The 11,906-nt window shown below is 49.0% G+C and carries 10 protein-coding genes; 3 read left to right on the top strand and 7 right to left on the bottom strand.

Annotated elements, in window-relative coordinates:
* Positions 1-45: 45 nt before the first annotated feature.
* Positions 46-1,404, bottom strand: a complete 1,359-nt coding sequence (locus tag AC0YN0_RS10890; protein ID WP_475821297.1) for an ABC transporter substrate-binding protein — start codon at positions 1,402-1,404, stop codon at positions 46-48.
* Between the two features lie 527 nt (positions 1,405-1,931).
* On the opposite strand from AC0YN0_RS10890, the gene AC0YN0_RS10885 reads away from it, so the two are divergent.
* Both AC0YN0_RS10885 and AC0YN0_RS10880 read left to right on the top strand, forming a co-directional pair.
* Complete coding sequence (locus AC0YN0_RS10885; protein ID WP_475821296.1) at positions 1,932-2,936, top strand: substrate-binding domain-containing protein; 1,005 nt, start codon at positions 1,932-1,934, stop codon at positions 2,934-2,936.
* A gap of 45 nt (positions 2,937-2,981) precedes the next feature.
* Positions 2,982-3,806, top strand: a complete 825-nt coding sequence (locus AC0YN0_RS10880) for an AraC family transcriptional regulator (protein WP_475821295.1) — start codon at positions 2,982-2,984, stop codon at positions 3,804-3,806.
* A gap of 60 nt (positions 3,807-3,866) precedes the next feature.
* Here the strand turns inward: AC0YN0_RS10880 and AC0YN0_RS10875 are convergent, their stop codons facing one another.
* The 3 genes from AC0YN0_RS10875 to AC0YN0_RS10865 form a co-directional block, all read right to left on the bottom strand.
* Positions 3,867-4,529 (bottom strand): HNH endonuclease, encoded by a 663-nt coding sequence (locus tag AC0YN0_RS10875; protein WP_475821294.1) that lies wholly within the window; start codon positions 4,527-4,529, stop codon positions 3,867-3,869.
* Between the two features lie 39 nt (positions 4,530-4,568).
* Positions 4,569-4,697 carry a hypothetical protein gene (locus AC0YN0_RS10870; RefSeq protein ID WP_442049262.1) on the bottom strand — a complete coding sequence of 43 codons (129 nt, stop codon included), beginning with the start codon at positions 4,695-4,697 and terminating at the stop codon, positions 4,569-4,571.
* A 508-nt stretch (positions 4,698-5,205) separates the two neighbouring features.
* Positions 5,206-7,521 carry a glycoside hydrolase family 95 protein gene (locus AC0YN0_RS10865; protein WP_475821293.1) on the bottom strand — a complete coding sequence of 772 codons (2,316 nt, stop codon included), beginning with the start codon at positions 7,519-7,521 and terminating at the stop codon, positions 5,206-5,208.
* A gap of 95 nt (positions 7,522-7,616) precedes the next feature.
* Here AC0YN0_RS10865 and AC0YN0_RS10860 point away from each other — a divergent pair, with 95 nt between their 5' ends.
* Complete coding sequence (locus tag AC0YN0_RS10860) at positions 7,617-8,456, top strand: helix-turn-helix domain-containing protein (protein WP_475821292.1); 840 nt, start codon at positions 7,617-7,619, stop codon at positions 8,454-8,456.
* Positions 8,457-8,624: 168 nt separating this feature from the next.
* On the opposite strand, the gene AC0YN0_RS10855 is transcribed toward AC0YN0_RS10860, so the two are convergent.
* From AC0YN0_RS10855 to AC0YN0_RS10845, 3 genes are all read right to left on the bottom strand, one after another.
* Positions 8,625-9,455, bottom strand: coding sequence for a carbohydrate ABC transporter permease (locus AC0YN0_RS10855; protein ID WP_442049265.1), 831 nt, complete (start codon positions 9,453-9,455; stop codon positions 8,625-8,627).
* A 1-nt stretch (position 9,456) separates the two neighbouring features.
* Positions 9,457-10,362 (bottom strand): carbohydrate ABC transporter permease, encoded by a 906-nt coding sequence (locus tag AC0YN0_RS10850; RefSeq protein ID WP_475821291.1) that lies wholly within the window; start codon positions 10,360-10,362, stop codon positions 9,457-9,459.
* Between the two features lie 85 nt (positions 10,363-10,447).
* Positions 10,448-11,800: an ABC transporter substrate-binding protein gene (locus AC0YN0_RS10845; RefSeq protein ID WP_475821290.1), complete on the bottom strand. Its 1,353-nt coding sequence runs from the start codon at positions 11,798-11,800 to the stop codon at positions 10,448-10,450.
* Positions 11,801-11,906 lie beyond the last annotated feature (106 nt).

The raw sequence follows: 11,906 nt of genomic DNA, 5'->3' as shown, positions 1-11,906 counted from the left end.
CGCACCCGACATCCCCCAACCGTTATGCCCTATTAATTGCTTCTATTATTGTCCGAGCTTCCCGATGGAGGCTTCCGCGAGAGGCTTAACCTTCTCGGCAGTCGCCGTAACCGATTGATTGCCCACGATAATGTCCTCTACGAACAAGCCAGTAGGGAATTCAGGGAACGAATCGTCAAGCAGCACTCTGCCAGTTCCGTTAATATGATCGCGCGTGATCAAGATGTCATCCTCATGCGTATAGATGCCTTCAAGCCATTCTTGGCTTGGGAAATCTTCCGTTTGCGGGATGTCGAACGTTTCTTCCCAAGCTTGGTATACCAATTGCGCATCTTTGACGCCTTTTGGAATAAATTTGCCTGATGCAGCATTGTCGGCGAATGTAATGGAAGGATCGCCTTGCGGTCCTGTTGGCATCGGTACAACGCCAAGGTCGAACGTCAAGCCGCCAAGGTTCCATGCAGCCGTGATGAACATAGCAACGTCGCCGTCTTTGAACGTGTTGTATTCATCCCATGCCGTTTTGTTGCTGCCCTTGATTCGAACGACTTTATCTACGTTATACATGCGGTTAACGAACTCAGCCGCTTCGATCGTTTTTGGATCCGTGAACCCTTGCGTCTTAGCGCTTTCGTCAACGACGAATCCGCCGTTCGCGTAAGTGAAGTTGCGGAACACGTCCAGCGCCCAACCGGAGAAGCCGTAAGTGTCGATTTTGCCGTCATTGTCATTGTCTTTTGTCGCTTGCTTCGCAACTTCCAGGAATTTATCCCAGTTCCATTGACCGCTTTCATACAGCTCTTTCGGATCAGGAAGGCCAAGCTTTTGGAACAGGTCGCGGTTGTAGTGCAAGCCTACGCCGCCCGTGTTCGGATTGTCGAAGCCGTACTCTTCGCCAGCAATTGGCGCTGTTTTCCAGAGCAGGTTCGCTTCATTGTTAATATTGTTAGCTGCCGTCGTGAACTCGCTCACTTTAAGCAGCTGGCCTTTCAGAATGGCAGGCAGTGCAGATTTGTACTCCATTTGGACGATGTCGGCGAACGGTTCGCCGCCCAGCACGGATGCTGTGAATTTAGGCATATATTCTTCAAAAGGTACGTTTACGAATTCGAATTTGACATTGTATTTTTTCTCGACTTCCGCGATTTTGTCGAGGCGAGCTTTCTCCGAGGCCGTGTTGCCCGCTGGCTTCAAGTCCCACCAAGCCGCTGCCTTAATGACGCGTCCGCCCATATCAATCGGTTCAGCTGTCGGAGCTTCCGTAGCTTCCACTGCTGGAGCGTTCGTCGCATCGTTTGCGGGAGGCGTTGTCGCCTCGTTGTTGCCGTTATTTCCTCCGCCGCAAGCCGTTAATAGAAGCATTAGACCCAACACCAAAATTGTAAACCCTTTCATCTTTCTCATAGCAGAACCTCCCAATTTTATTGTTCATCAGTTGGTACTCACCAGCGTTCGAACAAGCGAAATCCTTAGAAATAAAGCGCTTGCAAGGCTGATCTAAAAAAATAAAACGCGAATATGGTTATTTATTGTTAGGGCATCAACCTTTCTTTTGTTATGTAAAACGTTTTGTATCACATAACAAACTCTAGCATCGTTTTCCAAATCGGTCAATTGTTTTTTATGTTATTTTATTGGTTCTATATGAAAAAGCGCCTAATATACTTATTCTTATAGCATTTACCCCCTTGTGCGTTATGCCAAATGATGCTATCTTTAATAACATAACAAAAATAACAAATTGAAAGTTATTATGTTTGTTTTTTGTTAATGAGGCTAACGTTTTTCGTTTACTAGCTCCATCAACCAAACATAGGAACAAAGTCACACGATGTATGAAAAGAAAGGTTTTACTCGCTCGTCCAATCAGTTAATATTAAGGTTAATATGCCAAAAGCTACCCACTAAACTGGCCAAAGTAGGATGATATCGTGAAAGGTAAAGTAACTATTCAAGCTATAGCTGACTATACAGGGTTATCCAAATTCGCCGTTTCCCGCGGATTATCCGGCAAATCCGGAGTCAGTCCCCAGACTCGCGAAAGTATATTGAAAGCTGCCGCGCAACTCGGCTATTTCAAGGAATCTCCGAATGCGCCTGTATCGAACGAACTAACCGATCTAACTACGCGTGAATGGTCGGGTACCGTACTTGTGTTGTTCCCGAACGTTCGCTATCAGAATACGGAATCGCTATATTGGGGTCCGATAATAAACGGGATCTCTACTCACCTTGATCAGAAGGGCATTAATATTCTTACGCTGACAGAACCAAAGGACGATTCCGTGTTTTCCCTGCTCAATCCAGATGCGATCATGGGCATTATTACCGTCGGCTCCATATCGACGCCTATCCTGCTTGAAATCAAGCGGTTAGGCATTCCCGTCATGATGGTGGACCATTACGACCCTGCTTTCAAGAGTGATTCGATTTTCACGGACAACTTGTCCAGCATGCGCGAAATAATGACGGCTGTAATTCGCAAAGGCTATCGCAACTTTCAATTCGTCGGCAACATTAAGGATGCGCCTAGCTTCTATGAACGTTATCTGAGCTTTCGCGCTACGCTTGAGGATCACGATATACCTCTCAAGCAGATTCCTTCGCTTATTGGACCGGAGATTGACTTATTCCATGAAACGTTCCCGATCGCAATCAGACAGCACGGTTTGCCTGAAGCATTCATTTGCGTCAATGACATTCTCGTGGACAACTGCCTTTTCCAATTTAAACAAATGAATATAACACCGCCGGATAACCTAATCTTGACCGGCTTCGACAACACGCATCCCGATCTTCCGATCTGGGCTACCGTCAATATTGACAAAGAGCTGCTGGGCAAGCGCGCAGTAGACCAATTGCTTTGGCGTATTCTGAATCCAAAAACGAACTATGAGAAAATTTTGATACAAGCCGAGGTCATCATTAACGACTGAGTCCTTGCGAGGTGATGCGCTATCATTGAATATCTTTCTCGAAACGTGAAGCATACCGATCTTCAGTTGAATCAGTACGGCATTGAGCAATGCATGCCGGGACATTATCACGGCCCGGCTGCGCGCGATCATTACTTGCTTCATTATGTGCTTGATGGCGAGGGAATCTTCGAATCGGGAGGGCATACGTATAGACTCCAAAGAGGACAAGGTTTCCTGATCTATCCGGATCAGATTAGTTACTATGAGGCAGATTCAGTCAAGCCATGGCATTATTGCTGGCTTGGCTTTCAGGGAGCACAGGCGGAATCATTTCTCATTCAGGCCAACCTGACATCGGCCTCCCCCATCTTCACCTATGATAAGGACGACTTGCTTTATCGCTATATGGAGCAGATTATCCATTCCAAGGATTTAAGCCGCTCGCGAGATCTGAGATTAACCGGACTGCTGTATATGCTGCTCTCGCTGCTCGTCGAAACGGGGACGGCTGAACAGGCAACCGATAAGAGGGAGAACCGCAAGAAGCAATACGTTAAGCAAGTGATCGACTTCATCGAGCACAATTACGCCAGCAAAATAAGCGTATCCCGCATTGCCTCGATGATCGGGCTGGATCGCAGCTATCTATGCTCGATATTCAAGGCGAACGTTCACTTCAGCATACAGGATTATTTGATCCTGTATCGCATTAATAAGGCTTGCGAGCTCATCGAGCATAGCGAGCTGTCGATCGGCGACGTTTCCAGGTCCGTCGGATATGATGATCCGCTATTGTTTTCGAAAATTTTCAAAAAAACGAAAGGCTTATCTCCGCGGCAATTCCGCAGCAGCCTGGTCAAGGATTTGGCTCCTTTTGTGGAGAAATAAGGGGTTGCCCTTCTCGATAAAGGGCTGGTTTTTCGGAGAAATCGGCTGAAACCGTCTGAATTATAGGTTCATAAACGACTCAATGTCTTGGTCAGCCTTCGATTGATTGCAAGAATTGCAAGCGCATACACAGTTGACAGGTGTCGTGTGGCCGCCCTTCGCGCGCGGAAGCTTATGGTCGATCGTATCGCCATATTCCCCACAGAAATAACAGGTATGTTGGTCTCTGGCAAGTATATATTGACGGAAAGACTTGTTGCTGTAGAGCCGGCGTATCGTATGGCGGTTGACAATAACAGCCATCCCTTCCTTCACAAGCAAATTCGCCAGCGCCAGCTCGATCTCCTGATGCCATCTCCGGCCTTTATCCGTCAAACCTCGCATCCATATGAACCCTTTGCGCGTTGGTCTAAGAACAATTTCGCCTTTGGCAGAAACTTCAGGTGTTACTGGCGCTGGTGCAGGTGCTGTTGTTACAGGCAATGCTTGCTCTAATGTTGTCCGAGCTTTGCCCGTCGAGGCGCGGGCAGCCGTCCCTGAAGGTTCGGCAGCAGATGCTCGAAGCTTGCGGCAATCTTTGCATGCGCCGCGTCTAGATCCGGGACCGGAGCGCCTGCCCGTCCTTCGCAGAAACTCCGCAATTGGCTTGCTCTGCCCGCAGTGCGAGCATTTTTTATGCGTGCTTGGACGAACCGTCTCCTGCACCTGTTCAAGCTCATCCATATTTATAACTCCAGACAGCGCGCCTAAGCATCCCACGCTTTATATTTTGTCTTCCTCTTGGTCATCCCACTTCTTGGAGTACGCCTTGTTAGTTACCCAGAACGTCATCCAGCATAATAAAACAACGATAATAGCTGCGGCTATCCACACGCCAACCGGTACACCCATTCTAACTCCTCCTTCGCAAGTAATCCAAGCTCCTATAGATTATACTATACCATGCACTTATATTAGGCGATAATGCTGAGTTTTTTGTGACGTTATTTCGTGTTGTCGGCTATCGTATAACTATCGTAAAAAGCTTATTAACAATTAACCAATTAGATATGATCTCAATTTATATGATTTCTCACACAATATCTGATACACACGATGTAACTAGTCAGAACTTATACGATTTGTCATACAAAAGTGGCTAATTCATCCACGAAGTTTATGATTTTGTACGATTTTTCGATCAAAAACCTTGATTTGGCATATCCGTAAGTTTAGTTTATATGATTTATCGTATAAATATTGATTAGCCTGGATGAAATCCATCTATCCCCCTGACATGAAAAAAGGGCCTCCAAGCTCCACTTTATAGTGGAATTTAGAGGCCCTTCGTGAGTTAATTAGGACATACCATGTCGTGCGAACACTTTTGGAACAACCAATTTATATATGAATGCATATTTTAATGGTTAAATTTCAAGCGGTAGCTGCGGCCAGCCGCAGCTTCCCAGCTCCCAACGCCGTTTTCCGATATACGATAAGCAACTGATGATTCGCCCTCTTCCTCTACGCCTGTTAGTCCAGCAGCCCGGACAATGCAACTTCCTCCTGCTTGCGAGCGAATGGTTGCATCCGTTAACCGGCCGTCTGCCCAACGAAGGTCGACCGAATAACCGCCTCTAGCACGAATACCTGCTAACTCTCCATTGTTGGCCCATGCCTTTGGCAGCGCAGGAAGAAGATGAATCTCGCCTTCATGGCTTTGCACAAGCATTTCGGCGATGCCTGCCGAACCGCCGAAGTTGCCGTCGATTTGGAACGGCGGATGATTGTCGAACAAATTCGGCAGCGTCGAATGGCTGAGAAGCGCATGAACATTGTCATAAGCTTTCTCGCCTTCCTCAAGTCTAGCCCAGAAGTTGATGATCCACGCTCTGCTCCAGCCGGTATGACCGCCTCCGCTCGCCAATCGGCGCTCCAGCGTTACCTTGGCCGCTTCCGCCCATTCCGGCGTTCCGCGTACGGTGAATCGCTTGCCAGGATGAAGGGCGAACAAATGCGAAATATGCCGATGTCCCGGCTCGGCCTCCTCGTAATCTTCCAGCCATTCCTGGATTTGTCCATGCTTGCCGATCTTAGGCTGCGGCAAGCGCTCCACGATTCCCTGCCATTGCGCCCTCTCCGTCTCGTCTACCGCAAGCGTTCGCGACGCTTCGATACAGGCACCAAACAGCTCATATAAAATTTGGCTGTCCATCGACGAGCCAACGCATAGAACACCTGATTGTCCACTCGGCAAAATATACGTATTTTCCGGCGATACCGACGGCGACGCAACGAGCAAGCCGTTGTCTGTCTCGATCAAAAATTCAACGAAGAACTGAGCTGCTTCCTTCAGCGTCGGATAGGCCTTCTCCAAGAAGCTTCTGTCTAAGCTGTATTCATAATGCTCCCATAGATGCAAGCAAAGCCAAGCGGCGCCCATCTGCCAATAGGTCGCCGGCAAATAAAGATCCTGCGGCGCCGTATCGCCCCATATATCGGTATTATGATGAGCAACGAAGCCGCCGCAATTATACATCACGCGAGCCGTATGACGGCCCGGTTCGCGCATCCGCTCGATCAGGTCGAACAACGGCTCATGGCATTCTGCCAAATTGCCCGATTCCGCTGGCCAATAGTTCATTTGCGCATTGATGTTAATCGTATATTTGCTGTCCCAAGGCGGAAGCATCTTATCGTTCCAGATCCCCTGCAGATTCGCCGGCAAAGAGCCGGGACGGCTGCTGGCACATAACAAATAACGTCCAAAATGATAATAAAGCGCCATAAGACCGCTATCCTCTTCGCCCTGCTGTACCCACTTGAGCCGCTCATCCGTTGTTAATTGGTCGAATAGCTCTTCTCCGCCAAGCTTCAGTGTCACACGCTCGGTAAGACGGCTAATATCCTGCACATGTCTTGCTCGAAGCTCCTCATAGGAGTATGTCCCTGCCGTGTCAGCCGAATGCAGCACATACGATTCTGGATCTTCATGCCGAAACTCGGTTGCAGCGGTTAGCAATAACGTAACGCTGTCAGCCTTGTCGACGATAAGATGCTCGCCTATAATCTTAACGCTGCCGCCTTCGGCGACAGCCTTCAGCGCCATGCGGAACTCCATGCCTCCAGCCCCGCCGCAGTTGCCCCGCATAAGCAGCGTATTCCCTGCATCATTGGCATTCACCAGCTCATCATAAAAACGGTTGCCGGGACCGCGAAGCAGCCTCGCGGTGAAGCTAATGCTTCCCGGCTGGTCAGCCGTTATACGCGTAACGATCGACTCGTCCGGAAAACTTGCGAAGCTTTCTCTTAAATACTTAACGCTTCCCATCTGATACGATACGGCGGCAATGCCGCTGAAGACATCCAGCTCGCGCGTATACTCCGATACATCGTTATTCTCGTACCGGAATTGCAAAGCAAGATCGCCTAGCGGCAAGTAGTGGCGTTGCGATTCGGGGACGCCGGACAGCGCCATCACACTGAGCTCCTCTGCTTCGCGAAGCTTGCCTTCACTAAGCAGACTGCGAATCTTAGGAAGGTTAGGCAGCGCACTTGGATTGTTCCGATCCCGCGGGCCTCCGTACCATACGCTGTCCTCATTAAGCGCGATTCGTTCGCGCTTCGGATCGCCGAACACCATGCCTCCTAACTTTCCGTTGCCGATCGGCAGCGCTTCTTCCCATGCGCCAGCTGGCTGTTTGTACCAGATACGTTTTTCAAGCTGATTCGTCATTTAATAACCTCCGTTTGGAATGGTTCTATGAATTACGCTAAGATTGCTTTACTATAGAATTTGTACGACCATTCATGCCGACTGCAGGTGAACTTATGTTATTTCTTGACGAACAACAGACTTTGTCCGATCTGCTGCAATCGATTCAGTTGCAAATTCATGCTGCCGATTACACGCAAGTATCCAATGAGTGGGGCGAAGATGTCACTCATCCACCTTACAATAAACTGTATTACATATGCGAAGGCGAAGGCTGGATACGGGTCGGCGATACCGAATATACCCCGAAGGCTGGTCAGCTGTTCATTGCGCCAGCACATGCTCCGATATCCTTCGGCACCGTTAACGGCCGTCGTCCCTTCTTGAAATATTGGTGCCATTTCTCGATTACGGCCGGACCGTTCGATCTGTTTCAATGGATCGGCATGCCGCTATGTATCGATGTGCAAGATTCGAACCGCATAACGACGCTTTTCCAAGCTATGGTGGATGCCAAATGGCAGCATACGATAGCCGCTCGCCTACGGGAGAAAGCGATGCTGCTAGAGCTTGTCGCGCATTACCTCGATGACGTGAAAGTACGTGTATTGCAGCATCGTTCGGATGAGATAAGCCGGCTTGCCGTGATTCAGCAATATGTGGCCTCACATCTGAACACAAGCATCACCGTTGAGCAAATGGCCGAGGCTGTCCATCTGCACCCTAACTACTTTATCGCCTATTTCAAGAAGCACCTTGGCGTACCGCCAATGAAATACGTAGGCCTTAAGCGCGTCGAGCGCGCCAAGCTTCTGCTGACCACAACACCGCTGAGCATCAAGGAAATAGCCGACCAGATAGGCTTCCAGGACACAAGCCATTTTACGAAGTTTTTCCGCAAAGAAACGAGCCTTTCGCCTACCGAGTACCGCGCTGCGCCTCATCACAAGCCATAAGGGATTCCATTGTTCACTACTATTATAAAAACGATTACACCCCATAACATTGGATGAAACTAAGGTATACGTGCAAATAACTAACGTCCGACTCCGCACATTGCAAAGAGACAGCGCTTAAAGGCGAAGAACTCACCTTTAAGCGCTGTCTCTCTACTTACCTATAATTTACCCTTTAATAGCACCCGAAGCGATACCCTTGACGAAGTATTTCTGCAGCGACAGGAATACGATCAGAATCGGGATGATCGACATCGTCGTTCCAGCGAAGATCATGTCCCAACGGGACGAAAACTCGCCGACATAGTAGAAGATCTCGACGATCATCGTCTTCGTTTGGCCCGAAGGCAGGACAAGCATCGGCATAAGGAAATCGTTCCATATCCCAAGGCCGTTCAGTACAACCAGTGTAGCCGTACACGGTCCGAGCAGCGGAAAGACGATGCGCCAGAATATCCCGTACTTCGAGCAGCCGTCGATTTCAGCGGATTCCTCGATCTCCTTCGGAATGCCCTTCAGGAAGCTCGTATACAGTAAGCTGCCAAAGCCGACTGACCCGGAAATATAGATCATAACAGGTCCCGCCAGATTACCGTACAGCCCCAGCATTTTTAATTCCTTGAACAAAGGTATCATGTACGCCTGGAACGGAATCATCATGCCTGCAAGAAAGAAGACGAATACGGCGCGCGTCCATCTCTTGTCATGACGCTCAATGGCATAACCCGCCATCGGGATGAGCAATATCATGAACAAAATCGAGATAGCCGTTAGGATCAAGCTGTTCAAGATCGCCCGAGGATACTCCGTCTCCATCAGCAAATATTTGAAGCTGTCCAGATACAAGCCTTTCGGAAAAGCGATGGCGTCTTTCATAATTTCCGCATTGCTCTTGAACGCCGACATGATATTGAACAAAATCGGGAAGAAAAACACGAGAGCGAGCAGCAGCGTCCCTGCAAACAACAGGATGTCGTTAAGCTTTCTTCTCTTCTGCATCTTAGAGCTGCACCTCCCGCTTCCGCAAAAATTTCACCTGAATAACCGTTACGATCATGATGAGCACGAAAAGCACTTGCGCAAGCGCCGTACCGAAGCCTTGACGCAGCTCGCCGAAGCCTACTTTGTAAATGATATACGTCAATGTCTCGGTCTCGAATCCAGGGCCGCCGTCGGTCATGACCGCGATTTGGTCGAAAATTTTGAGCGCGCTGATCATGGAGAGCACGATACACACCGTCATAGCACCCGCAAGCAGCGGGAACGTAATATGGCGGAACTGCTGCCATCTGTTCGCTCCGTCGATGCCTGCCGCTTCCGACAGATCCTGCGGAATGCTCTGCAATCCGGCCAAATAAATAATCATGTAGTAGCCCGCCGATTTCCAAACCGTCGACAGAATGATCGAAATAAGGGCATAATCGGGATTCCCGAGCCAATCCGCCTTAAGCTGGCCCAGTCCAATGACTTCCAGCAGTTGATTCAATACGCCGAAGTTGTAATTTAGGATAATCGTCCATACGAAACCCATAACGATGCCGCTTAGCAGCACCGGGAAGTAGAACACGCTGCGGAACAAATTTCGGAACCATCTCACTTGATCGACGAAAATCGCAAGCGCCATGGCGACTATATTTTCCAACAAAACCAACACTACCGCCATAAGCAGCGTATTTTTCAGCGCGTTATGAACCCGTTCGCTATTCCATATTTCAACGAAGTTGCTTAGTCCGATAAACCGGATATCGCTGCTAACGCCATCCCATGACGTTAAGCTTAAGTACATGCTGCTGATCGTCGGTACGATAACGAACAGCGTATACAATAAGAAAGACGGCAAGATGAACAAAACCGCATAGATCTGCCATTTTTTCTTTTTCTTTTTGTTTGCACGCGGCATGGCCATGGTGCTCTCCTCCTCCAATTAAACGCCGGATTAACGGAGGCCCTTGCAGTGTGCAAAGGCCCCGGCTCCATCCGACTTCATTCTATTACTGCTGGTTTGCCTTAACCTGCGTATCGTACTCCGCGTCCGCTTTGGACATGTACTCTTTTACGTCCGCATCCTTAAGCACTAGATCCTGCATCAGCTTGTAGAACCAGTTGCGGAATTGCGGAGGAATTTGGTTCTCGCCCCACCAGTTATTGATCGCTAGCGATTTTTTCACGTCTTGATTAGTCATCAGTTTCAATACATCTTGCATTTGCGGCGTCGATTCATACGATACTTCTTCTTTCGTCGAAGGAATGCCGTTAGCCGCTTTCAAGAACTTCGAGTATTGCTCTTTAGTGAAGAAGAACTTGATGAACGATTTGATCGCTTCCGCTTTGTCCGCGTCTTTAGCCGCTTCAGCGGACAATGTCCAGCCGGCTGGCGACGGCAAACCAATGACGTTGATGCCGCCTTCTCTGTCCGGCAACGGATAGTAGCCAAAATCGAAGTTCGGATCGGCTTCCGCGATCTGCGTGAACATCCACGGACCGGAGAACAGCTGCGCCGCTTTGCCCGATACGAGAATCGATGCCGTTTGGTTGTCGGCCGTGCTGAGCCAGCCTTTGTCGACGTATTTCGAGAACAGCTCTTTGTAATCCGTCATTGCTTGCACGGGACCTTCGTCGGTGAAGCTAACCGTTTTCGCTGTGCGCTTGGAGTTCCAGTCCGCATCCTTGGAATAGACATCGTCAATCAGGAACTTGTTAAGCCAGAAGCCCATATGGAAAATATCTTTGCCGCCAACGACGATCGGCGTAATGCCTGTCGCTTTCAACTTTTCTTGCGCGGCAAGAAATTCGTCGTATGTTTTCGGAAGCTCGGTAATGCCTGCGTCCGTATAAGCTTTTTTGCTATAAATGATGCCTTGCGGTGCATTCAGCGTCAAAGGCGCGTTATAGACTTTGCCGTCAACCTTCGGCACTTCACCAAATAGGTCAAGTAGATCCGTCGGCAGCTCGGCAATTTTGCCAGCGTTTGCGAATATCTCCGTATCACGCATTTCTACGAGATCAGGGAATTCGCCGACTGCATCCTTCGTTTTGAGCCAATCTAAGTAAGAGGAAGTTGTGCCTTCGCTGATATCGACGATTTTGACATTCGGATTCGCATCCGTGAAAGCATTAATTGCATCGCCGATTGCCTTTTTATTGGCAGGATCGCCGGTTGCGTATCCGATCGAGAAGGTGACCTCTTTCGCCTCTTCCTTGCCCGGCGCGTTCGTTGCCGTCCCTTCATTCGTCCCGCCGGTGTTGTTCGTATTTCCGCCGTTATTGTTTCCCCCGCATGCCGTCAATACGAGTGAAGTAGCAATGGCTACTGATGCAAGCTGAGTCCATGATTTTTTGTTCATATGTGTATAAGCCTCCCCTTTGATATGTGTGTTCCGGGATTGGGTCGTCGATGTGCGCAGCATCGAGTGTATACGCTTTCCCTGTACATAGAGTAACATCGTTCGA

Source organism: Paenibacillus sp. J22P218 (assembly GCF_056269195.1).
Note: the sequence above shows the minus strand (reverse complement) of the source record. Positions and strands in the feature narration are given on the sequence as shown.

Bases quoted from the DNA above. Each gene is read 5' to 3' on its own strand.
- AC0YN0_RS10860 (WP_475821292.1), top strand. From the start codon at position 7,617: ATGTTATTTCTTGACGAACAACAGACTTTGTCCGATCTGCTGCAATCG.
- AC0YN0_RS10865 (WP_475821293.1), bottom strand. From the start codon at position 7,521: ATGACGAATCAGCTTGAAAAACGTATCTGGTACAAACAGCCAGCTGGC.
- AC0YN0_RS10890 (WP_475821297.1), bottom strand. From the start codon at position 1,404: ATGAGAAAGATGAAAGGGTTTACAATTTTGGTGTTGGGTCTAATGCTT.
- AC0YN0_RS10855 (WP_442049265.1), bottom strand. From the start codon at position 9,455: ATGCAGAAGAGAAGAAAGCTTAACGACATCCTGTTGTTTGCAGGGACG.
- AC0YN0_RS10870 (WP_442049262.1), bottom strand. From the start codon at position 4,697: ATGGGTGTACCGGTTGGCGTGTGGATAGCCGCAGCTATTATCGTTGTT.
- AC0YN0_RS10845 (WP_475821290.1), bottom strand. From the start codon at position 11,800: ATGAACAAAAAATCATGGACTCAGCTTGCATCAGTAGCCATTGCTACT.
- AC0YN0_RS10850 (WP_475821291.1), bottom strand. From the start codon at position 10,362: ATGGCCATGCCGCGTGCAAACAAAAAGAAAAAGAAAAAATGGCAGATC.
- AC0YN0_RS10875 (WP_475821294.1), bottom strand. From the start codon at position 4,529: ATGGATGAGCTTGAACAGGTGCAGGAGACGGTTCGTCCAAGCACGCAT.